This window comes from Streptomyces malaysiense, from assembly GCF_000980885.2.
Lineage (GTDB): Bacteria > Actinomycetota > Actinomycetes > Streptomycetales > Streptomycetaceae > Streptomyces > Streptomyces malaysiense.
Genome location: NZ_LBDA02000029.1, coordinates 41,979 through 66,190, shown reverse-complemented (window position 1 = coordinate 66,190; position 24,212 = coordinate 41,979). Strand labels below are relative to the sequence as shown.

General features: G+C 71.9%; 25 protein-coding genes. 16 read left to right on the top strand and 9 right to left on the bottom strand.

The genetic code is table 11. The features are described 5' to 3' along the window. Positions 1 to 89 precede the first annotated feature (89 nt). Together VT52_RS13155 and VT52_RS13150 are read right to left on the bottom strand one after the other, a co-directional pair. Complete coding sequence (locus tag VT52_RS13155; protein ID WP_079175019.1) at positions 90 to 1,022, bottom strand: DeoR/GlpR family DNA-binding transcription regulator; 933 nt, start codon at positions 1,020 to 1,022, stop codon at positions 90 to 92. A gap of 177 nt (positions 1,023 to 1,199) precedes the next feature. Then, complete coding sequence (locus tag VT52_RS13150; RefSeq protein WP_046420417.1) at positions 1,200 to 2,648, bottom strand: NAD(P)H-quinone dehydrogenase; 1,449 nt, start codon at positions 2,646 to 2,648, stop codon at positions 1,200 to 1,202. Positions 2,649 to 2,923: 275 nt separating this feature from the next. On the opposite strand from VT52_RS13150, the gene VT52_RS13145 reads away from it, so the two are divergent. The 3 genes from VT52_RS13145 (at position 2,924) to VT52_RS13135 (ending at position 6,551) form a co-directional block, all read left to right on the top strand. Further along, entirely contained in the window at positions 2,924 to 3,361 is a 438-nt protein-coding gene (locus VT52_RS13145; RefSeq protein ID WP_046420416.1) for a gamma-glutamylcyclotransferase family protein, read from the top strand. Positions 3,362 to 3,499: 138 nt separating this feature from the next. Then, positions 3,500 to 4,324 carry a purine-nucleoside phosphorylase gene (locus VT52_RS13140; RefSeq protein WP_046420413.1) on the top strand — a complete coding sequence of 275 codons (825 nt, stop codon included), beginning with the start codon at positions 3,500 to 3,502 and terminating at the stop codon, positions 4,322 to 4,324. A 583-nt stretch (positions 4,325 to 4,907) separates the two neighbouring features. Then, entirely contained in the window at positions 4,908 to 6,551 is a 1,644-nt protein-coding gene (locus tag VT52_RS13135; RefSeq protein WP_046420411.1) for a phospho-sugar mutase, read from the top strand. Between the two features lie 187 nt (positions 6,552 to 6,738). Here the strand turns inward: VT52_RS13135 and VT52_RS13130 are convergent, their stop codons facing one another. After that, complete coding sequence (locus tag VT52_RS13130; RefSeq protein ID WP_046420466.1) at positions 6,739 to 7,440, bottom strand: PH domain-containing protein; 702 nt, start codon at positions 7,438 to 7,440, stop codon at positions 6,739 to 6,741. A gap of 156 nt (positions 7,441 to 7,596) precedes the next feature. On the opposite strand from VT52_RS13130, the gene deoC reads away from it, so the two are divergent. The 3 genes from deoC to VT52_RS13115 are packed head-to-tail and all read left to right on the top strand — an operon-like array spanning position 7,597 to position 10,881. Further along, a complete protein-coding gene (deoC, locus tag VT52_RS13125) occupies positions 7,597 to 8,556 on the top strand; it encodes a deoxyribose-phosphate aldolase (protein WP_046420409.1) in 960 nt (319 codons plus the stop codon). A gap of 5 nt (positions 8,557 to 8,561) precedes the next feature. Then, positions 8,562 to 10,004: an aldehyde dehydrogenase family protein gene (locus tag VT52_RS13120; RefSeq protein WP_046420407.1), complete on the top strand. Its 1,443-nt coding sequence runs from the start codon at positions 8,562 to 8,564 to the stop codon at positions 10,002 to 10,004. Beyond that, positions 9,997 to 10,881 carry an aldehyde dehydrogenase family protein gene (locus VT52_RS13115; protein WP_046420405.1) on the top strand — a complete coding sequence of 295 codons (885 nt, stop codon included), beginning with the start codon at positions 9,997 to 9,999 and terminating at the stop codon, positions 10,879 to 10,881. The genes VT52_RS13120 and VT52_RS13115 overlap by 8 nt, the downstream gene beginning before the upstream one ends. Positions 10,882 to 11,072: 191 nt before the next feature. Here the strand turns inward: VT52_RS13115 and VT52_RS13110 are convergent, their stop codons facing one another. Next, positions 11,073 to 11,477 (bottom strand): hypothetical protein, encoded by a 405-nt coding sequence (locus tag VT52_RS13110; RefSeq protein ID WP_046420404.1) that lies wholly within the window; start codon positions 11,475 to 11,477, stop codon positions 11,073 to 11,075. Positions 11,478 to 11,604: 127 nt separating this feature from the next. Between VT52_RS13110 and VT52_RS13105 the strand changes: the two genes are divergently transcribed. Next, on the top strand, positions 11,605 to 12,258 hold the full coding sequence (locus VT52_RS13105) for a uridine kinase family protein (RefSeq protein ID WP_240509737.1): 654 nt from the start codon (positions 11,605 to 11,607) through the stop codon (positions 12,256 to 12,258). Between the two features lie 163 nt (positions 12,259 to 12,421). On the opposite strand, the gene VT52_RS13100 is transcribed toward VT52_RS13105, so the two are convergent. Continuing rightward, positions 12,422 to 13,210 carry a SigE family RNA polymerase sigma factor gene (locus VT52_RS13100; protein WP_046420399.1) on the bottom strand — a complete coding sequence of 263 codons (789 nt, stop codon included), beginning with the start codon at positions 13,208 to 13,210 and terminating at the stop codon, positions 12,422 to 12,424. 306 nt (positions 13,211 to 13,516) lie between these two features. On the opposite strand from VT52_RS13100, the gene afsQ1 reads away from it, so the two are divergent. The 5 genes from afsQ1 to VT52_RS13075 all read left to right on the top strand — a co-directional run bounded on the left by afsQ1 (position 13,517) and on the right by VT52_RS13075 (position 17,605). Further along, the gene (afsQ1, locus tag VT52_RS13095) at positions 13,517 to 14,194 is read left to right on the top strand and encodes a two-component system response regulator AfsQ1 (protein WP_046420463.1); all 678 of its coding nucleotides are present in this window, start codon (positions 13,517 to 13,519) and stop codon (positions 14,192 to 14,194) included. Further along, on the top strand, positions 14,191 to 15,783 hold the full coding sequence (locus VT52_RS13090) for a sensor histidine kinase (protein WP_167377694.1): 1,593 nt from the start codon (positions 14,191 to 14,193) through the stop codon (positions 15,781 to 15,783). The genes afsQ1 and VT52_RS13090 overlap by 4 nt, the downstream gene beginning before the upstream one ends. Then, positions 15,783 to 16,409 (top strand): hypothetical protein, encoded by a 627-nt coding sequence (locus VT52_RS13085; protein WP_046420397.1) that lies wholly within the window; start codon positions 15,783 to 15,785, stop codon positions 16,407 to 16,409. Before VT52_RS13090 ends, VT52_RS13085 begins: the two co-directional genes overlap by 1 nt. A gap of 105 nt (positions 16,410 to 16,514) precedes the next feature. Then, the gene (locus VT52_RS13080; RefSeq protein ID WP_046420395.1) at positions 16,515 to 17,345 is read left to right on the top strand and encodes a helix-turn-helix domain-containing protein; all 831 of its coding nucleotides are present in this window, start codon (positions 16,515 to 16,517) and stop codon (positions 17,343 to 17,345) included. Continuing rightward, positions 17,327 to 17,605: a DUF397 domain-containing protein gene (locus VT52_RS13075; RefSeq protein WP_046420392.1), complete on the top strand. Its 279-nt coding sequence runs from the start codon at positions 17,327 to 17,329 to the stop codon at positions 17,603 to 17,605. Before VT52_RS13080 ends, VT52_RS13075 begins: the two co-directional genes overlap by 19 nt. Here VT52_RS13075 and VT52_RS13070 read toward each other — a convergent pair. Next, the gene (locus VT52_RS13070) at positions 17,584 to 18,237 is read right to left on the bottom strand and encodes a GNAT family N-acetyltransferase (RefSeq protein WP_046420391.1); all 654 of its coding nucleotides are present in this window, start codon (positions 18,235 to 18,237) and stop codon (positions 17,584 to 17,586) included. The genes VT52_RS13075 and VT52_RS13070 overlap by 22 nt on opposite strands. Before the next feature lie 109 nt (positions 18,238 to 18,346). Here VT52_RS13070 and VT52_RS13065 point away from each other — a divergent pair, with 109 nt between their 5' ends. Together VT52_RS13065 and VT52_RS13060 are read left to right on the top strand one after the other, a co-directional pair. Further along, entirely contained in the window at positions 18,347 to 18,910 is a 564-nt protein-coding gene (locus tag VT52_RS13065) for a VanZ family protein (protein ID WP_046420389.1), read from the top strand. A 76-nt stretch (positions 18,911 to 18,986) separates the two neighbouring features. Next, positions 18,987 to 19,190, top strand: a complete 204-nt coding sequence (locus tag VT52_RS13060; protein WP_046420386.1) for a PspC domain-containing protein — start codon at positions 18,987 to 18,989, stop codon at positions 19,188 to 19,190. Between the two features lie 68 nt (positions 19,191 to 19,258). Here VT52_RS13060 and VT52_RS13055 read toward each other — a convergent pair whose 3' ends face one another. Further along, positions 19,259 to 19,567: a hypothetical protein gene (locus VT52_RS13055; RefSeq protein ID WP_046420384.1), complete on the bottom strand. Its 309-nt coding sequence runs from the start codon at positions 19,565 to 19,567 to the stop codon at positions 19,259 to 19,261. 143 nt (positions 19,568 to 19,710) lie between these two features. After that, positions 19,711 to 20,898, bottom strand: coding sequence for an adenosine deaminase (locus VT52_RS13050; RefSeq protein ID WP_046420383.1), 1,188 nt, complete (start codon positions 20,896 to 20,898; stop codon positions 19,711 to 19,713). A 156-nt stretch (positions 20,899 to 21,054) separates the two neighbouring features. Here VT52_RS13050 and VT52_RS13045 point away from each other — a divergent pair, with 156 nt between their 5' ends. Further along, positions 21,055 to 21,819 (top strand): alpha/beta hydrolase, encoded by a 765-nt coding sequence (locus VT52_RS13045; RefSeq protein WP_046420380.1) that lies wholly within the window; start codon positions 21,055 to 21,057, stop codon positions 21,817 to 21,819. A 30-nt stretch (positions 21,820 to 21,849) separates the two neighbouring features. On the opposite strand, the gene VT52_RS13040 is transcribed toward VT52_RS13045, so the two are convergent. Then, positions 21,850 to 22,803 (bottom strand): LysR family transcriptional regulator, encoded by a 954-nt coding sequence (locus VT52_RS13040; protein ID WP_079175018.1) that lies wholly within the window; start codon positions 22,801 to 22,803, stop codon positions 21,850 to 21,852. A gap of 62 nt (positions 22,804 to 22,865) precedes the next feature. Between VT52_RS13040 and VT52_RS13035 the strand changes: the two genes are divergently transcribed. Continuing rightward, a complete protein-coding gene (locus VT52_RS13035) occupies positions 22,866 to 24,143 on the top strand; it encodes an MFS transporter (RefSeq protein WP_046420376.1) in 1,278 nt (425 codons plus the stop codon). The last annotated feature ends 69 nt before the right edge of the window (positions 24,144 to 24,212 follow it).

Below are 24,212 nucleotides of genomic sequence, written 5' to 3'. Positions count from 1 at the left end.
CCGGGCCCGCCCTCCAGCGGCGGGCCGGCTCCTCGACTCGGCCCGCCCGCGGAACTCCCGCCGACCTCCCTCGGCCGGGCGGGCGTGGCTCATCTGCGGCGGAGGTCGGCGACCCGGGCCCGTTCGGAGGGCGGCGGCTGGTCGGAGAGGACCGAGGCCGAGCGGAGCGGGTTGCCCCGGCGCGGTCCCGGCAGCTGGGGGCGGCGGGCCGGCGGGACCTGGTCACCCCCCGGGCTTCCGTTCGCCCCGGTCACGGCGATCTGCACCCCCTGGTCGGCGAGGGCCTGCAACTCCGTCGCGGCGCGGTCGTCGTGGCCGGGCGGCTCGTCCGTGACGAGGCGGGTGATGAGGTCCGTCGGCACGGTCTGGAACATCGTGTCCGTGCCCAGCTTGGTGTGGTCGGCGAGGACGACCACCTCCGCGGCGGCCTGCACGAGCGCCCGGTCGACGGAGGCCGAGAGCATGTTGGAGGTGGACAGCCCGCGTTCGGCCGTCAGACCGCTTCCGGACAGGAACGCCTTCGACACCCGCAGCCCCTGGAGGGACTGTTCGGCACCGGAGCCGACGAGCGCGTAGTTGGAGCCGCGCAGGGTGCCGCCGGTCATCACGACCTCCACCCGGTTCGCATGGGCCAACGCCTGTGCGACCAGGAGGGAGTTGGTGACCACCGTGAGGCCGGGCACGCGGGCGAGCCGGCGGGCCAGCTCCTGCGTGGTCGTACCGGCACCGACCACGATCGCCTCGCCCTCTTCGACGAGGCCGGCCGCGAGATCGGCGATCGCCGTCTTCTCGGCGGTCGCGAGATGCGACTTCTGCGGGAAGCCGGACTCCCGGGTGAACCCACCCGGCAGTACGGCACCGCCGTGCCGGCGGTCGAGGAGTCCTTCCGCCTCCAGTGCCCGCACGTCCCGCCGTACGGTCACTTCGGAGGTCTGGACGACGCGGGCGAGCTCACGGAGCGACACGGCACCGTTCGCTCGCACCATTTCGAGGATCAGTTGGCGACGTTCAGCAGCGAACACGAAACTGACAGTAACCCCAGCGACCGTCTGCTTTCAGCAGTTTGCGCCGATTAACAGAAGTTGTTCGCATGGCGCAACCGGAGGTGGTATAGGACCTTCCGCGGACCTATCCACCCCGACTATGCCAGCCGCATGTACGGCGACTCTCCGCGACCAGCGGGAAGTCGCCGCAGGTCATCAGCCCTCGGCGCTCGCCTTGCGGGTGTGCAGCTGCCGCGCCACCTCCGCGATCGACCCCGACAGGGAGGGGTACACGGTGAAGGCGTTCGCGATCTGTTCGACCGTCAGATTGTTGTCGACGGCGATCGAGATGGGGTGGATGAGTTCCGAGGCGCGCGGCGCGACGACCACACCGCCGACGACGATGCCCGTGCCCGGCCGGCAGAAGATCTTGACGAAGCCGTCCCGGATGCCCTGCATCTTGGCGCGCGGGTTGCGCAGCAGCGGCAGCTTGACGACCTTGGCGTCGATCTTGCCCGCGTCCACGTCGGCCTGCGTGTAGCCGACGGTGGCGATCTCGGGGTCGGTGAAGACGTTGGACGAGACGGTCTTCAGGTTCAGCGGGGCCACCGCGTCGCCCAGGAAGTGGTACATCGCGATCCGGCCCTGCATGGCGGCGACGGACGCGAGCGCGAACACACCGGTCACGTCACCGGCCGCGTAGACGCCGGGCGCGGTGGTGCGGGAGACCTTGTCGGTCCAGATGTGCCCGGAGTCGCGCACCTTGACACCGGCCTCCTCCAGGCCGAGACCCGCGCTGTTCGGGATGGCGCCGACGGCCATGAGGCAGTGCGTGCCGGTGATGACGCGGCCGTCGGCGAGCGTGACCTCGACCCGGTCGCCCACGCGCTTGGCGGACTGCGCGCGGGAACGGGCCATGACGTTCATGCCGCGGCGGCGGAAGACGTCCTCCAGGACGGCGGCGGCGTCCGGGTCCTCGCCGGGCAGCACCCGGTCGCGGGAGGACACCAGGGTGACCTTGGAACCGAGGGCCTGGTACGCGCCCGCGAACTCCGCGCCGGTCACGCCGGAGCCGACCACGATCAGCTCTTCCGGCAGCTCGTTGAGGTCGTAGACCTGGGTCCAGTTGAGGATGCGCTCGCCGTCGGGCTGGGCGTCGGGCAGCTCGCGCGGGTGACCGCCGGTCGCGATGAGGACGGCGTCGGCGGTGAGGGTCTCCTCGGTGCCGTCGGCGACGGTGACGACGACCTTCCTCGACCCGTCGAGCGCCTGCATGCCCTCCAGGCGTCCGCGCCCGCGCATGACCCGCGCGCCGGCGCGCGTCACGGAGGCGGTGATGTCGTGCGACTGCGCCAGCGCGAGCCGCTTGACCCGTCGGTTGACCTTGCCCAGGTCCACGCCGACGACCCGCGCGGCCCGCTCCAGGGGCGGGGTGTCGTCGGCGACGATGATGCCGAGTTCCTCGTACGACGAGTCGAAGGTCGTCATGACCTCGGCCGTCGCGATGAGGGTCTTCGACGGCACGCAGTCGGTCAGCACCGACGCGCCGCCCAGACCGTCGCAGTCGACGACGGTCACCTCCGCGCCGAGCTGCGCGGCCACCAGCGCCGCTTCATATCCGCCAGGTCCGCCACCGATGATCACGATCCGAGTCACGTACCCCATTGTCCCGCACGCTTCAAGATGCCACTGCCCGGGGGCGGTGGGCCCCGCCCGACGTGCGCCGACGCGCGTTCCCCGCATCACGGACCGTACGGAATCCGGCCGGGCCGCCCGATACCCGGCCGAGGCCCTCCCTGGAGACGCGGAGCGGCCCCGGGCCGGGGGACCCGGAGGCCGGGAGACCCGATGGCCGGGGAGCCCCGCTCCTCAGGGGCGTCCCCGGGGCTCGCTCTCAGGGCGCGCAAGCGGGGCGGGAGCGCTGCCGTACCCTCTCCCCCATGTCGCTCTATGCCGCCTACGCCGGCAATCTCGACGCCCGGCTGATGTCCCGCCGCGCACCGCACTCCCCGCTGCGCGCCACGGGCTGGCTGAACGACTGGCGGCTGACCTTCGGCGGGGAGCAGCTCGGCTGGGAGGGCGCGCTGGCGACGATCGTCGAGGAGCCGCTGGCCCAGGTGTTCGTCGGCCTGTACGACATCGCGCCCATGGACGAGGAGTCCCTCGACCGCTGGGACGGCGTGGACCTCGGCACGTACCGCCGCGTCCGTGTACGCGTGCACACCCTGGACGGCGAGAAGCCGGCCTGGACCTACGTCCTCAACGACTACGAGGGCGGCCTCCCCTCGGCCCGCTACCTGGGCGAGATCGCCGACGCGGTGGAGTCCGCCGGCGCGCCCCACGACTACGTGATGGAACTGCGCAAGCGCCCCTGCTGACCGGCGCACTCCCGCCGCACCTGCCACACCTGCGAAATACCCGCGGCGATCCATCGTCGGAAACGACAAGACAACGATCCCAATCCCGTGATGTCTGTCATCTACGCGCGTAGGCGAGAAGCGGCTACCCTCGTCCACGTGAACGCATCTCTTCTTCCGGACGACATCCAGGGCGACCCGTACGCCGCCGCCGACGCCGCCGCCGCGCGCCTGCGGGAACTGACCGGCGCCGAGACCCACGACGTCGCCCTCGTGATGGGCTCCGGCTGGGCTCCGGCCGTCGACGCCCTCGGCGCTCCCGACGCGGAGTTCCAGGTCACCGAGCTGCCCGGCTTCCCGCCGCCGGCCGTCGAGGGGCACGGCGGCAAGATCCGCTCGTACTCCTTCGGTGACAAGCGCGCCCTCGTCTTCCTGGGCCGCACCCACTACTACGAGGGCCGTGGCGTCGCCGCCGTCTCGCACGGCGTCCGTACGGCCGTCGCCGCCGGCTGCAAGACCATCGTGCTCACCAACGGGTGCGGCGGTCTGCGCGAGGGCATGCGCCCCGGCCAGCCGGTGCTGATCAGCGACCACATCAACCTCACGGCGACCTCGCCGATCGTGGGCGCGAACTTCGTCGACCTGACCGACCTGTACTCGCCGCGGCTGCGCGCCCTGTGCAAGGAGATCGACCCGACCCTCGAAGAGGGTGTCTACGCGCAGTTCCCCGGCCCGCACTACGAGACCCCGGCCGAGATCCGCATGGCCCGCGTCATCGGCGCGGACCTGGTCGGCATGTCCACGGTCCTGGAGGCCATCGCCGCGCGCGAGGCCGGGGCCGAGGTCCTGGGCATCTCCCTGGTCACCAACCTCGCCGCGGGCATGACCGGTGAACCCCTCAACCACGAGGAAGTCCTCCAGGCCGGCCGCGACTCGGCCGCCCGCATGGGGGCGCTGCTGGCGAAGGTGCTGCGGAAGCTGTAACCCTCGGCGGACGGCCTGGGCGTCAAAAGCCCCGTGCTCCCGGCGGCCGACGCCGGGGACGGTGTACGGGTGCCGCCGGCGGTGCCGGGCCCCGCACGTGTCCGGCTGGTGCCGGACGGCTCGTGCGTCCCGGCCCGTGCCGTGCGGTGCGCGCGTCCGGGCCGGTGACGGACGGCGTGCGTGATCCGGACGGGTGCCGGGTCGGCGCGGGCGGTCCGGCCGACCGCCGGACGGCTCCGGGTTCCGGGTTCCGGGTTCCGGGTTCCGGACGGTGCGCATGTCCAGGACGACTGCGGTCCGTGACTGCGGTCCGTCATCGGGCACCTCGCGGCACGCGGCCGAGCGGCACGGGGAGCCCGGTCGTCGGTCTCGGGATCTCGTCGGCGCCGCCAGGCGCCCGGCTCAGAGGCCGGGGCGCGCCGGCGACTGTCACGCCCCGGCGACCCGCCCGGCGGAACGAGCGGAACGAGCGGAACGAGCGGTACCCGCGAGCGCCCCCGCCACCAGAGACAATTGCGGCCCAGGCAGCCGCCCCCGGCCGAACCAGAGCCACTCGGCAAACACAGGAGAGGTTGATCCCAAGGTGCACGATCTGATCGCGCGGGCCAACGCATGGCTCGCCGAGGACCCCGACCCGGAGACCCGCGCCGAACTCGCCGAACTGATCGGCTCCGGCGACGAGAAGGAGCTGGCGGCACGTTTCGCCGGCACCCTCCAGTTCGGCACCGCCGGCCTGCGCGGCGAGCTGGGTGCCGGCCCGATGCGCATGAACCGCAACGTCGTCATCCGCGCCGCCGCCGGCCTCGCCGCGTACCTGAAGAAGAACGGCACCCCGCACGGGGGCTCCGACGCCGGCCTCGTCGTCATCGGCTACGACGCCCGCCACAAGTCCGCCGACTTCGCCCGCGACACCGCCGCCGTGATGACAGGCGCCGGCCTGCGCGCCGCCGTGCTCCCCCGTCCGCTCCCCACTCCCGTGCTCGCCTTCGCGATCCGGCACCTGGGCGCGGTCGCGGGTGTGGAGGTCACCGCCAGCCACAACCCGCCCCGGGACAACGGCTACAAGGTGTACCTGGGCGACGGCTCGCAGATCGTGCCCCCGGCCGACGCGGGCATCGCCGCCGAGATCGACGCGATCGCCTCCCTGGCCGACGTGCCCCGCCCGGAGTCCGGCTGGGAGACCCTGGACGACGCGGTCCTGGACGCCTATCTCGCCCGTACCGACGCCGTACTGGCCGCCGGCTCCCCCCGCACCGCCCGCACCGTCTACACCGCCATGCACGGCGTCGGCAAGGACGTCCTCCTCGCCGCGTTCGCCCGCGCCGGCTTCCCGGAGCCCGTGCTGGTCGCCGAGCAGGCCGAGCCCGACCCGGACTTCCCGACCGTCGCCTTCCCCAACCCCGAGGAGCCGGGCGCGATGGACCTGGCGTTCGGCCGGGCCCGCGCCACCGACCCCGACCTGGTCATCGCCAACGACCCCGACGCCGACCGGTGCGCCGTGGCCGTCAAGGACGGCGCCGACTGGCGGATGCTGCGCGGCGACGAGGTCGGCGCGCTGCTCGCCGCCCACCTGGTGCGCCGCGGCGCCCGGGGCACCTTCGCGGAGTCGATCGTGTCCTCCTCCCTGCTCGGCCGGATCGCCGGCAAGGCGGGGCTGCCGTACGAGGAGACGCTCACCGGCTTCAAGTGGATCGCCCGCGTCGACGGCCTGCGCTACGGCTACGAGGAGGCCCTCGGCTACTGCGTGGACCCCGAGGGCGTGCGCGACAAGGACGGCATCACCGCGGCCCTCCTGATCACCGAACTGGCGTCCGGCCTGAAGGAGGAGGGCCGTACCCTCCTCGACCTCCTGGACGACCTCGCCGTCGAGCACGGACTGCACGCCACCGACCAGCTGTCGGTGCGCGTCCAGGACCTCTCGCTGATCGCCGACGCGATGCGCCGCCTGCGCGAGCAGCCCCCGACGCGGCTCGCGGGCCTGGCCGTCACCCGGGCGGAGGACCTGACCGAGGGCACGGAGACGCTGCCGCCGACGGACGGCCTGCGCTACACCCTGGACGGCGCCCGCGTCATCGTCCGGCCCAGCGGCACCGAGCCGAAGCTGAAGTGCTACCTGGAGGTCGTCGTGCCGGTTCCGGCGCGCACCGACCTCCCGGCCGCCCACGCCCGCGCGAAGGAGCTCCTGGAGGCCGTCAAGCGCGACCTCTCCGCCGCCGCCGGCATCTGAAACCGCCGACGGCACCGGAGAAAGCCGGAGAAAGCCAGGGGCACCCCCGGATCAGATCCCGATCCCAGGGGTGCCCCTTGTGCGTACCGGCTGTGCGTACCGGCGGTCACGGACGCGGTAGGGCCGCGACCGCCCTACGACAGCGACAGCAACCGCGACCGCCGTAGAGCTGAAGGCCGGTGCCTCCTCAGCCGCCGGTCACCAGCAGGATCACCAGCAGCACGGCCCCCGCCAGCGTCGGCGCCGCCACTTCGTAGGCCCAGCGGATCGTCGTACCGCCCTGGGCGGGCTCCCCGTCGCCGCACCGGTCCAGGAGATCGCGCAGGTCGTCCATGATCTTGTCGCTCTCCGCCCGAGCCGGCCCGATGGTGTCGGCGCCGCCGGCACCGAGCCCGCCGAAGCCGACGCCCCTGGCGCCGAGCCCGGCCCCGAGTCCCGCGCTGCCCGTCGCCGAGCGGCGGGCCGCGGACGCCGCCCGCCGCTCCGCCCTCTTGCGGCCGCGCAGCGACACGGGAACGGCCCACAGCTGGTACTTGGCGCCGGACTTGGTGCGCACCTCGTTGGTGAAGCCGGAACGCAGCGCCTCGACCTCCGCCCACGGCACGGTGATCACCCGGTACGGGTTGCGGATCCGCAGCCGTTCCTCGTTGGCGAACACGGCCGGACGCAGCGTGAAGGCGATCACCAGCGGCAGGAGCAGGATCATCGTGGCCAGTGCGAGCCAGGGGGCGCGGCCGTGGCCGTTGAACAGCGCGTCGGAGCCCAGCCAGGCGACGACCGCGAGCAGCAGCACGCCGCCGGCGAGCCCCATGGGCGAGCGGTAGATCCGGTCCTTCACGGCGGGCACCGGAGGCTGCGACGCGGGTGGCTTGTTGTCCGGGGTCGTCATGGCCCGATTGTGCACGACGCCGGAGCGGGCGCCGCCAGGTGCCCCGGCACCCGTGCACATCCGTGGTCTTCCCGGTTCCGCACGCACCGGAAGGACCCGGAATGCGGCCCGGGGGTGTACAGCCGCTACGCGCGTAGATATGCTCGTCTGGTGACCATGCCCACCACTGCACCCCCAGCACATGCGCTCGCCGACGTCACCGCGTCCGACAGCACGCTGCGCCGCTTCCTGCACGGGCTGCCCGGCGTCGACGCGGTCGGCCTTGAGGCGCGCGCCGCGTCGCTCGGCACCCGTTCCATCAAGACCACCGCGAAGGCGTACGCCATCGACCTCGCCATCTCGATGGTCGACCTGACGACGCTGGAAGGCGCGGACACCCCGGGCAAGGTCCGGGCGCTCGGCGCCAAGGCCGTCCACCCCGACCCGACCGACCGGACCGCCCCGACCACGGCCGCGGTCTGCGTCTACCCGGACATGGTGGCCGTCGCCAAGGAGGCCGTCGCCGGTTCCGGCGTCAAGGTCGCCTCGGTCGCCACCGCCTTCCCGGCCGGCCGCGCCGCCCTCGACGTCAAGCTGGCCGACGTGCGTGACGCCGTCGCCGCGGGCGCCGACGAGATCGACATGGTCATCGACCGCGGCGCGTTCCTCGCGGGCAAGTACCTGAAGGTGTACGACGAGATCGTAGCCGTCAAGGAAGCCTGCGGGACGAGCGCCCGGCTGAAGGTCATCTTCGAGACCGGTGAGCTGTCGACGTACGACAACATCCGCCGCGCCTCCTGGCTCGGCATGATCGCGGGCGCCGACTTCATCAAGACCTCGACGGGCAAGGTCGCGGTCAACGCGACGCCCGCCAACACCCTGCTGATGCTGGAGGCGGTGCGCGACTTCCGCGCCCAGACCGGCATCCAGGTCGGCGTGAAGCCGGCCGGCGGCATCCGCACCACCAAGGACGCCATCAAGTTCCTCGTCCTGGTCAACGAGACGGCGGGCCAGGACTGGCTGGACAACCACTGGTTCCGCTTCGGCGCCTCCTCGCTGCTCAACGACCTGCTGATGCAGCGTCAGAAGCTGGCCACCGGCCGCTACTCCGGCCCCGACTACGTGACGGTGGACTGATCACCATGGCATCCGCACCCGCATTCGAGTACGCACCGGCGCCCGAGTCCCGCTCCGTCGTCGACATCGCGCCGTCCTACGGCCTGTTCATCGACGGCGAGTTCACCGACGCGACCGGCGGCAAGGTCTTCAAGACCGTCTCGCCGTCCACCGAGGAGGTGCTGTCGGAGGTCGCCGAGGCCTCCGCGGAGGACGTCGACCGCGCCGTGAAGGCCGCCCGCAAGGCCTTCGAGAAGTGGTCCGCGCTGCCCGGCGCCGAGCGCGCCAAGTACCTGTTCCGCATCGCCCGGATCATCCAGGAGCGCAGCCGCGAACTGGCCGTCCTGGAGACGCTGGACAACGGCAAGCCGATCAAGGAGACCCGCGACGCGGACCTCCCGCTGGTCGCCGCCCACTTCTTCTACTACGCGGGCTGGGCCGACAAGCTCGGCCACGCCGGCTTCGGCGCCGAACCGCGGCCGCTGGGCGTGGCCGGCCAGGTCATCCCGTGGAACTTCCCGCTGCTGATGCTGGCCTGGAAGATCGCCCCGGCGCTCGCGACCGGCAACACGGTCGTCCTGAAGCCCGCCGAGACCACCCCCCTGTCCGCCCTGTTCTTCGCGGACATCTGCCGCCAGGCGGGCCTGCCCAAGGGCGTCGTCAACATCGTGACCGGTGACGGCCGTACCGGCGCCGCCCTGGTCGCGCACCCGGACGTGAACAAGGTCGCGTTCACGGGCTCGACGGCGGTCGGCAAGGCGATCGCGCGGACCGTCGCGGGCACGCGCAAGAAGCTCACCCTCGAACTCGGCGGCAAGGGCGCGAACATCGTCTTCGACGACGCCCCGATCGACCAGGCCGTCGAGGGCATCGTGAACGGCATCTTCTTCAACCAGGGCCAGGTCTGCTGCGCCGGCTCGCGCCTCCTCGTCCAGGAGTCCGTCCAGGACGAGCTGCTGGACGCGCTGAAGCGCCGTCTGTCCACGCTGCGCCTGGGCGACCCGCTGGACAAGAACACCGACATCGGCGCGATCAACTCCGCGGAGCAGCTGGCCCGGATCACCGCGCTGGCCGACGCGGGCGAGGCGGAGGGCGCCGAGCGCTGGTCCCCCGCCTGCGAGCTGCCGGGCGCCGGCTACTGGTTCGCGCCGACGCTCTTCACGAACGTCACCCAGGCCCACACCATCGCCCGCGAGGAGATCTTCGGCCCGGTGCTGTCGGTCCTCTCCTTCCGCACCCCGGACGAGGCGGTCGCCAAGGCGAACAACACGCAGTACGGCCTGTCGGCGGGCATCTGGTCCGAGAAGGGCTCCCGCATCCTGGCCGTCGCGAGCAAGCTGCGCGCCGGTGTCGTCTGGTCCAACACGTTCAACAAGTTCGACCCCACCTCGCCGTTCGGCGGTTACAAGGAGTCGGGCTTCGGCCGCGAGGGCGGCCGCCACGGCCTGGAGGCATACCTCGATGTCTGACCGACTGTCTGTCTTCAAGACCTACAAGCTGTACGTCGGCGGGAAGTTCCCGCGTTCCGAGAGCGGCCGGGTGTACGAGGTGACCGACGCGAAGGACAACTGGCTGGCCAACGCTCCCCTGTCCTCCCGCAAGGACGCCCGGGACGCTGTGGTCGCGGCCCGCAAGGCGTTCGGCGGCTGGTCCGGCGCGACCGCCTACAACCGCGGTCAGGTCCTGTACCGGGTCGCGGAGATGCTGGAGGGCCGCCGCGAGCAGTTCGTGCGCGAGGTGGCCCAGGCGGAGGGCCTGTCGAAGTCCAAGGCCGCGGCCGTCGTGGACGCCGCGATCGACCGCTGGGTCTGGTACGCCGGCTGGACCGACAAGATCGCCCAGGTGACCGGCGGCGCGAACCCGGTCGCGGGCCCGTTCTTCAACCTCTCGTCGCCGGAGCCGACGGGCGTGGTCGCCGTACTGGCCCCCCAGGACTCGTCCTTCCTGGGCCTGGTCTCGGTCCTCGCGCCGGTGATCGCCACCGGCAACACGGCGGTCGTCATCGCCTCCGAGAAGGCCCCGCTCCCGGCCCTCTCCCTCGCCGAGGTGCTGGCCACCTCCGACGTCCCGGGCGGCGTGGTGAACATCCTCTCCGGCCGCACGGCCGAGATCGCCACCCCGCTGGCCGCGCACCAGGACGTGAACGCGATCGATCTCGCGGGCGCGGACGAGGAGTTGGCCAAGGAACTGGAGATCGCCGCGGCCGACAACCTGAAGCGGGTACTGCGCCCCCGGCCCGTGGACTTCACGGAGACCCCCGGCACCGAGCGGCTGACGGCCTTCCTGGAGACGAAGACCGTGTGGCACACGACGGGGGCGCTGGGCGCCGCCGGTTCGTCGTACTGAGCCGTACGAGTTACGGAACAGAGCCCCGGCAGACCGGAGCCGCGCTTCCCCTCACCGGGGAGGCGCGGCTCCCGGCGTCCGGGCGACTCGCCGTGACCACGAACAGCGGCCATGACGGAGCCGACCGTGGGCTACGACGGTGACGCGGCCGCCATCGTGGAAGAGGACGCCGCTTCGGCGGACAGCGCGCGTCAGGAGGTCAGGGCTCCCAGGATCTGGTGCACCACCGGCACCGAGCCCAGCGACCTGGCCTCCGTGATCGGGGCGGTCAGCATCCGGGAGCCGACGGGCTTGAAGTCGGCCACCTGCGTGCTCACTCCGTTGTCGAGGGGGTCGACGCCGGTGCCCGCGAGGGGGTTGGGCTTGAGGCCGGCGACCGGGCCGGTGACGTAGCCGACCGTGCCGGTGAGGACCGTGAGTCCGGCCTGGGGGTCGATGTCGCCCAGGGAGGTCGGCCGCCACGGCACGTGCACGAGCGGTGCGTCCGTGTCCGCGTGGGCCGTCGCTGCTCCCGCGCCCAGCGCCGCGCCGGCGGTCACGAGGGCGAACAGGGCACGGCGCGCGGTGGGGGGCTGGGGCTTGCTGTGTCGGGCCATCGCTGGTGCCACCTTCTGGTGCGCAGGGTAATGATGTCGCGACACAGGGTAGTTGAGAGGTGACTCGCGCTTCAAAAGCGAACCGCGGGGTCGGCAGGCGCCGCTCCATACGTCAAACTGGTGTTCCGTGAGCATTCATCCCCCGTCCCCCGCCCGTGTCGTGCTGCTGTGCGGCCCCTCGGGTTCGGGCAAGTCCCTGGTCGCCGCCCGTTCCGGGCTGCCCGTCCTGCGCCTGGACGACTTCTACAAAGAGGCCGACGACCCGACTCTGCCCCTGGTGGAGGGGAGTTCGGACATCGACTGGGACCACCCGGCCTCCTGGGACGCGCAGGTCGCCCTCGACGCCATCAGCCGGCTCTGCGCCACGGGTTCGACGCCGGTACCGGTGTACGACATCTCGCTCAGCGCCCGTACCGGCGAGGAGACCCTGCGCCTGGACCGTACGCCCCTGTTCATCGCGGAGGGCATCTTCGCCGCGGAGATCGTCGAACGCTGCCGGGAGCTCGGCCTCCTCGCCGACGCGCTCTGCCTGAACCGCGGCGCGGTCACCACCTTCCGGCGGCGCTTCGTGCGCGATCTGAAGGAGGGCCGCAAGTCGGTGCCGTTCCTGCTGCGCCGCGGCTGGCGGCTGATGCGCGCCGAGCGCACGATCGTCGCCCGCCAGGTCGCCCTGGGCGCCCACCCCTGCGACCGGGACGAGGCCCTGCGCCGGCTCGCGGTCGCCGAGTGGGCCGGCAAGTACACCACCGCCGGACGGCGGCACAGGGAAGCGGAGCGGTAGGGCGCGGGAACAGACGAAGAGGGGCCGGCCGAACCCCCGGTCCGGCCGGCCCCTCTTCGGTTCCTCCCCCGTGTTTCCCCCGTGTCCCCCGTCTTCTCCCCCGTGTTCTCCCCCGTGTTCTCCGAACCGCCCCCCAGCGGCCCGGCCCCCGTTCCCCCGTACCTCAGGCGACCAGTTCGCCGAAGGCGTTCTCCTCGTCACGGCCGAAGCTGAGGACCTCGTCCTCGCGCAGCCGGCGCAGCGAGCGCCAGATGCTGGACTTCACCGTGCCGACACTGATGTTGAGTATGTCCGCGATCTCCGGGTCCGTGCGGCCCTCGTAGTAGCGCAGGACCAGCATGGTGCGCTGGAGCTCGGGCAGCCGGGCCAGCGCCTGCCACAGGACCGCGCGCAGCTCGGTGCCGCGCATCGCGTCCGTCTCGCCGGGCGTCTCGGGCAGTTCCTCGGTCGGGTACTCGTTGAGCTTGCGGCGGCGCCAGGCGCTGATGTGCAGGTTCGTCATCGTGCGGCGGAGGTAGCCGCCGACGGCCGCCTTGTCGCTGATCCGGTGCCACGCCCGGTAGGTCGAGAACAGCGCGCTCTGGAGCAGATCCTCGGCCTCGAAACGGTCGCCGGTCAGGTGGTAGGCGGTGGCGTACAGGGAGGCGCGGCGCTCCTGGACGTAGGCGGTGAACTCCGCCTCCGTCAGCGAGCGACGCTCCCCCGTGTCCTCCTTGTACGCGCTTCCCCCGTGCGTGTCCCCCGTACGCGCGTCGATCACCGACATGTAGGGCTGCTGCCCGTGCACACCGTGCTGACGCCCGGCACCGCGAGCGCACCCGCGCCCTCCCCCACGCTCGAACGCGCTCGCGCGGGAGGTACCCCCATCAGCACCGGACTTCTCCGAACCCCGGTGCACGTCGTGCAGACGCGTGACCACTGCGCTGGTGCTGATGCTGTGCAGCGTGTTCATCTCGCGCTCCCCGTCGTGGACTTCCGGTGCTTCCGTCCTGCTCCGGGCCCTTCCGGCCATTCCGGCCGGATCCGGCTGCTCGCCGTGCCCGTGACGAAAAGCCTGCCGGGGTGACTTCATCGATGTGTCCCCCGACTGTCACAGACCTGTCACAGGGCCCCCCGCCATCGGCGGCGTCACAGTGAGCGCACAGTCGGTGGCGGTAGCGCGGGCGGGGTGGGGACCGTGCGGCGCCGGTCGTGGGGATACTGCGGGGCTGTGGCCCACGGGTCGTACGACACCCCGTCCATGGGCCAGAATGAGCGGGTGCCTTCCCTGTTGCTGATCGAGGACGACGACGCCATCCGTACGGCCCTGGAGCTCTCACTGACGCGCCAGGGACACCGTGTGGCCACCGCTGCCAGCGGCGAGGACGGTCTGAAGCTGCTGCGCGAGCAGCGGCCGGACCTGATCGTGCTGGACGTGATGCTGCCCGGTATCGACGGGTTCGAGGTGTGCCGGCGCATCCGGCGCACGGACCAGTTGCCGATCATCCTGCTGACCGCGCGCAGTGACGACATCGACGTGGTCGTCGGGCTGGAGTCCGGCGCCGACGACTATGTGGTCAAACCGGTCCAGGGCCGGGTCCTGGACGCCCGGATCCGCGCCGTGCTGCGGCGCGGCGAGCGCGAGTCCAGCGACTCGGCGAGCTTCGGCAGCCTGGTCATCGACCGCTCGGCGATGACCGTGACGAAGAACGGCGAGGACCTCCAGCTCACCCCGACCGAGCTGCGGCTGCTCCTGGAGCTGAGCCGGCGGCCCGGCCAGGCGCTGTCCCGCCAGCAGCTGCTGCGGCTGGTGTGGGAGCACGACTACCTGGGCGACTCCCGCCTGGTGGACGCGTGTGTGCAGCGGCTGCGCGCCAAGGTGGAGGACGTGCCCTCGTCCCCGACCCTGATCCGTACGGTCCGTGGTGTCGGCTACCGGCTGGACACTCCTCAGTGAGCGATACGCGAGGGGGGCCGCGCGGCTGGTCCGCGGGGCGCAGGGGAGGTCTGTCCCGGCTCAGGTTCACCAGCCTCAGGCTGCGGCTCGTGGTCGTCTTCGGCCTGGTCGCGCTCACCGCCGCGGTGTCGGCGTCGGGCATCGCCTACTGGCTCAACCGCGAGGCGGTGCTCACCCGCGCCCAGGACGCGGTGCTGCGCGACTTCCGCCAGGAGATGCAGAACCGCGCGGGCGCGCTGCCCGTCCACCCCACCCAGGACGAACTCCAGCGCACCGCCGGGCAGATGGCGTCCAGCAGCCAGAGCTTCAGCGTGCTCCTGGTCGCCCAGGACGCGCACGGCAAGACGGTGTACGGCAACTCGGGCGGCATCAACGGATTCTCCCTGGAGGACGTGCCCAAGTCGCTGCGTACGGCGGTGGGCCGGCAGCAGGAGACCAGCGACACGAACAAGCAGCCGTACCACCTGTACTGGCAGCGGGTCGTGGACCACGGCACGCCGTACCTGGTCGCCGGTACACGGGTGATCGGCGGCGGTCCGACCGGTTACATGGAGAAGTCCCTGGAGCCGGAGGCGAAGGACCTCGACTCGCTGGCCTGGTCGTTGGGCATCGCCACCGGCCTCGCGCTGATCGGCGCGGCGCTGCTCGCGCAGGCCGCCGCCACGACCGTGCTGAAGCCGGTGCACCGCCTCGGTGTCGCCGCCCGCCGTCTCGGCGAGGGCAGGCTGGACACCCGCCTGCGCGTGTCCGGGACGGACGAACTCGCCGACCTCTCACGGACGTTCAACAACGCGGCGGAGGCCCTGGAGAAGCGGGTCGCGGAGATGGCCGCGCGGGACGACGCCTCCCGGCGCTTCGTCGCCGACATGAGCCATGAACTGCGTACGCCGCTCACCGCCATCACCGCCGTGACGGAGGTGCTGGAGGAGGAACTGGACGCGGACTCGGGCAGCATGGACCCGATGATCGAGCCGGCCGTCCGCCTGGTCGTCAGCGAGACGCGCCGCCTGAACATCCTGGTCGAGAACCTCATGGAGGTCACCCGTTTCGACGCGGGCACCGCCCGGCTGGTCCTGGACGACGTGGACGTCGCCGACCAGATCACCGCCTGCATCGACGCCCGTGCCTGGCTGGACGCGGTGGAGCTGGACGCCGAGCGCGGCATCCACGCCCGCCTCGACCCGCGCCGCCTCGACGTGATCCTCGCCAACCTGATCGGCAACGCCCTCAAACACGGCGGCTCACCGGTCCGGGTCTCGGTGCGCGAGGCGTCCGACTCGGTGGTCATCCGGGTCCGCGACCACGGCCCCGGCATCCCCGAGGACGTCCTCCCGCACGTCTTCGACCGCTTCTACAAAGCCAGCGCCTCCCGCCCCCGTTCGGAGGGCAGCGGCCTCGGCCTCTCCATCGCGATGGAGAACGCGCACATCCACGGCGGCGAGATCACCGCGGCCAACTCCCCCGAGGGCGGAGCGGTGTTCACCCTCCGGTTGCCGCGGGACGCCTCGGAACTGACGGAGGAACCGGACCAGGACGGCGAGGAGAAGAACGGCGACACGAAGCAGGGGAAGGAGGGGAAGGAGGGGTGATGACGACGGTACGACGACGGTCACGCCACGGAAGCCGCTGGCTGGCCCTGCCCCTCCTCGGCGCCCTGCTCACCGGCTGCGGCATCCGCGCCACCCAGGTGCCGACCGACTTCGGCCCGGCGCCTTCACGGGTCCCGTGCTCGCTGACGGGCTCGGGCCAGGCGACCCAGCAAGGCGTCCCCGTCCAGGTCTTCCTGCTGTGCAGGGCGTCCCTGGTGACCGTGGACCGCACGGTACGGGTCCCCGAGGGCACCCCTGACGCCCGCCGCCGGGTGATGGTGGCCCAGGGTCTGCTGGACCAGCTGGCCGCCGCCCCCTCGACGGCGGAACGTTCCGCGGGCTACACCACCTACGTGCCGGGCGGCCTGACCGTCTCCGGGCCCGCCCCGCACGACCCCGACGACACCCTCCGCCTGGGCACCGCCCCCTCCCACCTCTCGTCCGCCGCCCTCGCCCAGGTGGTCTGCACCCTCTCCGACTCCGCCGCGACGGAGGGCGACGGCTCGGTCGTCCTGGGCGGCCCCGCTCCCTCGCCGCTGCGCCGCTACGCCTGCACGGACGACGTCCGCGACCATCCGGGCACCACGGCGCCGCCGGAGAGCGACGTCCAGGAGGGAACGGGCTAGCGGCTTCCGCTTTCACGCTTCGTGCACTCGGTGTGACGCTCCGCCGCTACACTCGGCGCAGCAGTCCGCACCCCACAAGCACGAGGCGCGACAAGGGGGTTGGCCATGGCCAACGCACCGCAGGCCATCTGGGAGTTCTTCGGAACGGAACTCAAACGGCGCCGGGAGGACGCGGCACTCACCCAGGTACAGCTGGGAGAGCTGGTCTTCGTCTCCGGCGGCTACATCGGACAGTTCGAGCAAGCGATCCGAAAACCCCAGCTGGACGTGGCCCAGCGCATCGACCAGACCCTGAGGAGCGACGGCTTCTTCGAGCGCCTGTGCCGCAAGCTGATCAACGACCGGCGCTACGCGGACTACTTCGCGGAGGTCGTGGAGCTGGAGCGGCTGGCGACGCGTATCTGCGAGTTCGCGCCTTCGGCGGTCCCGGGTCTGCTTCAGACGCCCGAGTACGCCCGCGCGGTGATCCTGGCCGCCAACCCGTTCGTCACGGACGAGTACGTGGAGGACATCGTCACGGCCCGCGTGGAACGGGCGCACATCCTCAAGGACGTCACACGTCCGGAGTACTGGGTCATCCTGCACGAGAACGTGCTGCGTATCCCGGTGGGCGGCCCTGCGGCGATGGCACGTCAACTCGACCACATCGCGGAGCTGATGAGGGAGCGCTCGGTTTGGGCGACGGTGACTCCGTACACGGCTGGGGCGCACGCGTCGATCAACGGGTCGCTGAAACTCATGGACTTCGAGGACGCCCCTCCGATCGCCTACACGGAGACGTCGTTCTCGGGGACTTTGATGGACGATCCGGCTGTGGTGAAGCGTGCGGAGCGCGCATACGATCTGCTCAGGGTCGCCGCGCTGTCGCCGGAGGCGTCCCTGGCCCTGATCGAGTCGGCGGCGGAGGACTTCAGACGATGCGCGACTTCGACCTGAACAACGCCAGCTGGTTCAAGAGCAGTTACAGCAACGGTGAGGGCGGCGACTGCGTCGAGGTCACGTACGACTTCCTGGGCGCCGCCCGCTGGCGCAAGAGCACGTACAGCAACGGCGAGGGCGGCAGCTGCGTCGAGGTCGCCGACGGCGTCCCCGGTGTCGTACCCGTCCGCGACAGCAAGGTGGCCGACGGCCCCGTGCTGGTGATCGGGGCGTCGGCGTGGGCGGAGTTCATCGGTCACACGGCGACGGGCTTGTAGACGAATCCACTCAGCGGGGAGAGGACCTTCCAGCCGAGCGCTTCGTACAGCGCCCGGCCCTGGACGGTCGCGCCCAGGACGCCCGCGGACACCCCGCTCTCGACGGCCGCGTCGGCGAGCGCGCCCATCACCACCGTCCCGAGGCCGCGGCGCTGGTGCGCCGGCTCGGTGACGATCTGGTCGAAGACGCAGGCGGTGTCGGTCAGACCTGCCTGGCCGCGCGCGGCGAGTTCCCCGTCGGCGCTCAGGACACGCACGCAGGTGACACCGTCGGCGGTCTCGACGGTGGCGGTGTACCCGTCCGGCGCCCGCACGCGCGACGGGCGCAGATCGGCGGCCATCAGGAAGCAGGGAACAGTGGGTTCCCACTCGGCGGAGAACCATGGCTCCATGTCGCCCGGCGGGAGAAACGCCTTGACGCACGTGGTGGGCTCGGTGACCGTGCCGATGAGCCCACGGGCGATTCCGGCCGCGGTGTCGGCGTCGGCATCGGTGTCCGCGTCCAGCAGCACGTGGCGGACCGCCTGAGTCGGCTGTCCGACCTCGATCCGCAGCCCCCAGGGCACGTCCACCGGCTCGGGCAGTCGCCGGGAAACGGCCCACCCCTCGACCCACGACCGCGTGGTCTCCATCAGTCATCCCCCAGGACATGTCTGCCGACCCAGCCGTTCGACCGGATGTTCGAGGACGCTCACACCCCGATGCGGAACCGATCGTACGGGCCAGCGCGTCTTGGGGGTCGTGCAGGGTCAAGGGGACTTCGGCGGCATCGCCGCCATCCGCGTCCGGACGGCAGGGGGCATCCTCCTCCTCGCCCACATCGTCTTCGTCGCCTGGCTGATGCTGCGGCCACTGGACGTGCCCTGGGTGACGCCGCCCAACCTGCACCCCCTGGCCGGTATCCGCGCCGACCTGGCGCTGGGGTGGCCGGCCGCGGTGAAGCCGCTCGGCGAGGGGCTCGCGCTGCTCGCGCCGCTCGGGGTGCTGCTGCCGATGGCGCACGGCCGGCTCATCGTCTCCCCGCTCGCCTCGCTGCTGCGCACCGCCGCCGCGGCCTGCCTGGTCTCGCTCGGCATCGCGCTGTTGCAGACGGGGGTCCCGGGCCGGGTCGTGGACGTCGACTCGCTGCTGCTGAACACGGCCGGGGCGATACTGGCCCATCTGCTCGTCGTCCCGGCGGCCCGTGCGCGGCTGCGCAGGTGGGAGCGGCCGCACGAGTGCCTGGAGGCGGAGCCGGCCGGCTTTCAGGAGGCGCTTTCCCAGGGGCGGACCCCGACGATTCCCAGGGTCGGAATCGCTCCTTAGAGTGATGCTTCGTCCCCTTCGTATCCGTATCGTCGTAGACAGCTGATCAAGCCGACCGACGACCACGGAGGATGTCATGACCGCCCTTGCCCGACCCACCCACGGCCGCGTGATCGGCGGAGTGTGCGCGGGCCTGGCCCGCCGCTTCGGCACCTCCGCGACCACGATGCGCGTGATCTTCGTGCTGTCCTGCCTGCTGCCGGGCCCTCAGTTCCTGATCTACATAGCCCTGTGGATCCTGCTGCCGTCCGAGGACAAGGCCCGCGCCACCAGCTGGTGACACGGCACGCCGCCGGGGCGCCCCGGTCGGATCCGGAACGTCACGGCGGCGTCGGGGTGGTGACGGCGTCAGCCGAGCGGGATCCCGTTGACCCCCATGCCGTGGGTGGGCAGGCCCGTGCCGCCGAGCGGCAGGCCGCCGAGCAGCCCGGTCGGACCCTGCGCGAGGACCCGCTGCACGGCCGGCTTCGCGGCGGCCACGCCTGAGGCCACGGCGCCCTGCCCCTGGGTGAGCGTCTCGACGGTCCCCGGCAGCGCCCTGGCGACCTGCGTGGCGTCGGGAGCGGCGGGGGCCGCGTTGGCGGCGCCCGCGCCGACGGCGGCGAAGGCGGCACCGAGAGCGGCTACACCGAGGGTCTTGACGGCAGACTGCTTCATGGTAAATGCGTCCTTGAATGCGGAGACAGGAAACTTCAGGAGCGGTCCATGACCGTAAACGCGCCGCACCCGGACCCGCAAACACCGAAATACGGACACCTCGTGAAAGCGCGTCCGCATTCCGTACCGCGAGAGCCGGTCGCCTACCCCTCGGAATCCGTAGAACCCCTGGTGGGAGACGCCTGCCGAAACAGCCATTCGGATTTCAGTTCGGCATATCCGGGCTTGATGACGTCACTGATCATCGCAAGGCGTTCATCGAAAGGAATGAACGCTGATTTCATCCCATTGACGGAGAACCACTGGAGGTCGTCGAGCGTGTAACCGAACGCGTCGACAAGATGCTCGAACTCCTGGCTCATGCTGGTGTGCGACATGAGGCGATTGTCGGTATTAACCGTGGCCCGGAACAGAAGTTTGCGCAGCAGTCCGATCGGATGTTCGGCGTAGGAGGGCGCGGCTCCCGTCTGAAGATTGGAACTGGGGCACAGCTCCAGCGGGATCCGCTTGTCCCGGACGTACGACGCGAGCCGCCCGAGCCGCACCGACCCGTCCGGACGGGCCTCGATGTCGTCGATGATCCGCACCCCGTGCCCGAGCCGGTCGGCGCCGCACCACTGCAAGGCCTGCCAGATGGACGGCAGCCCGAAGGCCTCTCCGGCATGGATGGTGAAATGGTTGTTCTCGCGCTTGAGGTACTCGAAGGCGTCCAGGTGCCGGGTGGGCGGGTGCCCGGCCTCGGCGCCGGCGATGTCGAAGCCGACGACGCCGGAGTCCCGGTAGCGGTTGGCGAGTTCGGCGATCTCCAGGGAGCGGGCCGCGTGCCGCATCGCGGTGAGCAGGGCGCCGACACGGATGCGATGCCCGCCCTCCCGGGCGAGCCGCTCCCCCTGCCGGAACCCCTCGTTGACCGCCTCGACGACCTCCTCCAGGGTCAGCCCCCGCTCCAGGTGCTGCTCGGGCGCGTACCGCACCTCGGCGTAGACCACCCCGTCCTCGGCGAGGTCCTCGGCACACTCCCGGGCGACCCGGACGAGCGCCTCCCGGGTCTGCATCACGCCGACGGTGTGCCGGAAGGTCTCCAGATAGCGTTCCAGCGACCCGGAGTCGGCGGCCTCGTGGAACCAGATCCCCAGCTTGCCGGGATCGGTCTCGGGAAGCTCCGCGTACCCGCTGTCCCGGGCGAGTTCGACGACGGTACCGGGCCGGAGCCCGCCGTCCAGATGATCGTGCAGCAGAACCTTGGGCGCCCGGCGGATCTGGTCCGGCGTCGGTACGTGCCCGGCGACATTCGCCGGGACGGTCCCCTTCGGTGCAGTCTGGCTCGTCATTTCCGCACTGTACCGCCTACGCGCGTAGAAAGCTCCGGTCCCGCAACCGGACATGGCCGGACGTTTTCCGTCTGCTTTCCGTCTCCTTTACGTCGAGACCCAACGGTGACCGCATGAACGGGTTTCGTACACCGCGGTTTCTGACACTGTTCTGCCATGGGACAGCAAGCGACGCCGGTCCGCACGGCCGGGCTGGGCAGGGCGGTCGGGGCGGTGCCGGACTCGGTGTGCGGGGTGGTGCTGCTGCTGCCCGGCGGGGAGGAGGTCTCCGCGCGCAGGCCGTCCCTGACGGGGACGGCGGCGTTCGTGCGCTCGCTGGGCCGGCGGTTCGTCCGTACGGGAAGGGGCGAGGGCCTGGCCGTACACACCGTCCGCTACCGGTACCGGGGCTGGAACGGCAGCGAGGCCCATCTGGCCGCCGACGCGCAATGGGCCGCGGACGAGGTCGTCCGGCGGTACGGAGACGTCCCGGTGTGCCTGGTCGGCGTCGGCATGGGCGGCCGGGCCGCGCTGCGGGCGGGCGGGCACGAGGCGGTCAACTCGGTGGTGGCGCTGGCCCCTTGGCTGCCCGAGGAGGACGTGGCCGCGCCCGCCGAGCCGGTGAAGCAGCTGGTGGGACGGCGAGTGCTGATCGTGCACGGCACGAACGACGAACGCAGCGACCCGGAGCTTTCGTTCCGGCTCGCGGCGCGGGCGAAGAAGGTCAACCGGGAGGTGTGCCGGTTCGAGGTGCACTCCGACGGGCACCGGCTGAACGGCCACCGGGACGAAGTGGAGTGCCTGGCAGCCGACTTCATGCGGGGCGCGCTGTTCGGGCACCCGGTGTCCCGGCCGGTCGAGGACGCGCTGGCGGCACCGCCGCCGATCGGGCTGCGGATGCCGCTGGCGGCGGGGTTCGGGAAGTCGCTGCGGCGGCGGTGACCCGTCCGGCCGCCGGGACCCGTGCGGGATTCAGGAGGGGAGCAGGTTGCCCCTCCGCGACAGCAGGAACTTCTTGAAGGCGGCGACCGGCGGGGTGTCCGGGCGGCCGGCCGGCCAGGCGACACCGATCTCGCGGACGGCGCGGGGCGCGGTGACGGTCAGTTCCACCACGCCCGGCCTCGGCACCGTCGGCGGCGGCAGCAGCGCGACGCCGAGCCCGGCCGCGACCAGGCCCCGCAGCGTCTCGGCCTCCTCCCCCTCGAAGGCGATCCGGGGCGCGAACCCGGCCTCGCGGCACAGGGCGTCGGTGATGCGCCGCAGGCCGTAGCCGGGCTCCAGGGTCACGAAGTTCTCCTCGGCCGCCTCGGCCAGCCGGATCCGGCGGCGGCCCGCCAGCGGATGGTCGGCGGGGACGACGAGGCGGAGCTTCTGCTCGTCCAGGCGGCGGACGACGAGGTCGGGGGCGTCCGGGACGGGCGAGGTCAGGCAGAGGTCGAGGCGGCCGGCGCGCATGCCCTCCAGCATGGCCTCGCCGTAGTTCTGGACGAGGCTGAAGCGGATGCGCGGGTGCTCGGCACGGAAGGCGCCGAGCAGTCCCGGCACGGTCTCGGCGCCCATCGTGTGCAGGAACCCGAAGGCGACCTTGCCGGTGGCGGGGTCGGCGTCGGCGCGGACCTCCTCGGCGGCGCGTTCCACCTCGCCGAGGGCGCGTTCGACGGAGGCGAGGAAGGTGCGGCCCGCGGTGGTGAGGACGAGGGTGCGGCCGCGGCGGGCGAACAGCTCCACGCCCAGGTCCTGCTCCAGGCGGGCCATCGCGCGGGAGAGGGTGGACTGGGGGACGTTCAGCTCCTGGGCGGCGCGGGTGACGTGTTCGTTGCGGGCCACGCCGGCGAAGTAGGCGAGGCGGGGCGCCAGCAACAGCGCCATGTCTTCTGTGTCACCGGATGGTGACAGGCGGGCCCCTGACCTCTGCTGATGCTGCATGGGAACGATTATGACGATTCCATGCATTGGACGGATGAGAGGCGCGTCCTTACGGTCGAAGCATGTCTCCCGCCAGTACCGGGGCGTCCACCACCCTGGACGCCGCGTCCCCTGTCACCACCCCCTCCTCCGACTCCCGGCTGACCCCGGGCGGCCCCGGCTACCACCGGATGAGCCTCGCCCTCTTCCTCGCCGGGGTCGCGACCTTCGCCCTGCTGTACTCCACCCAGGCCCTGCTGCCGCTGATCTCCGACGACTTCGGGGTCGCGGCGAGCGAGGCGAGCTGGACGGTGGCGGCCGCGACCGGCGGGCTCGCGCTGTTCGTGCTGCCGATGAGCGCCCTGTCGGAGCGCTTCGGGCGCCGTGCGGTGATGACGGCTTCGCTGGCGGTCGCGGTGGCCGTCGGCCTGCTGGTGCCCTTCGCGCCGTCGATCGGCGCGCTGGTCGCACTGCGCGCGGTGCAGGGCGCGGCCCTCGCCGGGCTGCCGGCCTCGGCGCAGGCGTATCTGGCCGAGGAGGTGCGCCCGCGCGCGCTGGTCACGGCGATCGGCCTGTTCGTGGCGGGCAACAGCGTGGGCGGCATGAGCGGCCGGGTGATCACCGGCTGGGTGGCGCAGATGTGGGGCTGGCGGGTGTCGGTCGGGGTCATCGGGGTGATCGCGGTCGGTTGCGCGGTGGCGTTCCGGCTGCTGCTGCCCGCGCCCCGGCACTTCAGGGCGGGCTCGCTGCGCCCGCGCGTCCTGCTCGGCACGGTCCGCACGCACCTCTCCGACCCGCTGCTGCGCCGGCTGTACGCGATCGGCGCGCTGTTCATGACGGTGTTCGGCGGCGTGTACACGGTGATCGGCTACCGGCTGACCGGCGCGCCGTTCGGGCTGCCGCAGGGCATCGTGGGCTCGATCTTCCTGGTCTACCTGGTGGGCACGGCCTCCGCGTCCACGGCGGGCCGCCTGGTGGGCCGGCTCGGCCGCCGGGGCGCGCTGTACCTGGCGGGCGGCACGACGACGGCGGGCCTGCTGCTCTCCCTCGCCACGTCCCTCCCCCTCGTCCTCCTCGGCCTGGTGCTGATCACCGCGGGCTTCTTCGCGGGCCACGCGGTCGCCTCCTCGGCCGTCAGCAAGACCGCCACCCACGGTCGCGCCCAGGCCTCGGCGCTCTACCAGTCGGCCTACTACATCGGCTCCAGCGTCGGCAGCACGGTCGGCGCGCTCGCCTTCCGCGCGAACGGCTGGCCGGGCACGGTGACCGTCGGCCTCCTGGCCGTCGTGGGCGTCGTCACCATCACGGTGCTGGGGTCGCGGGCGGCGCGGGTGGCGGGGCGGGAGCCCGTCGCGGTATGACCCGCTGAGCTTCGCGCCATGGCGTGGGGCCGTGCATTCCCCCTGGTCGAGGTCGGTTGTCAGTGGGCG

Bases quoted from the DNA above. Each gene is read 5' to 3' on its own strand.
- VT52_RS13100 (WP_046420399.1), bottom strand. From the start codon at position 13,210: ATGAACACGCTGCACAGCATCAGCACCAGCGCAGTGGTCACGCGTCTG.
- VT52_RS13075 (WP_046420392.1), top strand. From the start codon at position 17,327: ATGCGCGACTTCGACCTGAACAACGCCAGCTGGTTCAAGAGCAGTTAC.
- VT52_RS13045 (WP_046420380.1), top strand. From the start codon at position 21,055: ATGGGACAGCAAGCGACGCCGGTCCGCACGGCCGGGCTGGGCAGGGCG.
- VT52_RS13060 (WP_046420386.1), top strand. From the start codon at position 18,987: ATGACCGCCCTTGCCCGACCCACCCACGGCCGCGTGATCGGCGGAGTG.
- deoC (WP_046420409.1), top strand. From the start codon at position 7,597: ATGCCCACCACTGCACCCCCAGCACATGCGCTCGCCGACGTCACCGCG.
- VT52_RS13115 (WP_046420405.1), top strand. From the start codon at position 9,997: ATGTCTGACCGACTGTCTGTCTTCAAGACCTACAAGCTGTACGTCGGC.
- VT52_RS13150 (WP_046420417.1), bottom strand. From the start codon at position 2,648: ATGGGGTACGTGACTCGGATCGTGATCATCGGTGGCGGACCTGGCGGA.
- VT52_RS13050 (WP_046420383.1), bottom strand. From the start codon at position 20,898: ATGACGAGCCAGACTGCACCGAAGGGGACCGTCCCGGCGAATGTCGCC.
- VT52_RS13130 (WP_046420466.1), bottom strand. From the start codon at position 7,440: ATGACGACCCCGGACAACAAGCCACCCGCGTCGCAGCCTCCGGTGCCC.
- VT52_RS13070 (WP_046420391.1), bottom strand. From the start codon at position 18,237: ATGGAGACCACGCGGTCGTGGGTCGAGGGGTGGGCCGTTTCCCGGCGA.
- VT52_RS13040 (WP_079175018.1), bottom strand. From the start codon at position 22,803: ATGCAGCATCAGCAGAGGTCAGGGGCCCGCCTGTCACCATCCGGTGAC.
- VT52_RS13110 (WP_046420404.1), bottom strand. From the start codon at position 11,477: ATGGCCCGACACAGCAAGCCCCAGCCCCCCACCGCGCGCCGTGCCCTG.
- VT52_RS13085 (WP_046420397.1), top strand. From the start codon at position 15,783: ATGACGACGGTACGACGACGGTCACGCCACGGAAGCCGCTGGCTGGCC.
- VT52_RS13035 (WP_046420376.1), top strand. From the start codon at position 22,866: ATGTCTCCCGCCAGTACCGGGGCGTCCACCACCCTGGACGCCGCGTCC.
- VT52_RS13055 (WP_046420384.1), bottom strand. From the start codon at position 19,567: ATGAAGCAGTCTGCCGTCAAGACCCTCGGTGTAGCCGCTCTCGGTGCC.
- VT52_RS13145 (WP_046420416.1), top strand. From the start codon at position 2,924: ATGTCGCTCTATGCCGCCTACGCCGGCAATCTCGACGCCCGGCTGATG.
- VT52_RS13120 (WP_046420407.1), top strand. From the start codon at position 8,562: ATGGCATCCGCACCCGCATTCGAGTACGCACCGGCGCCCGAGTCCCGC.
- VT52_RS13080 (WP_046420395.1), top strand. From the start codon at position 16,515: ATGGCCAACGCACCGCAGGCCATCTGGGAGTTCTTCGGAACGGAACTC.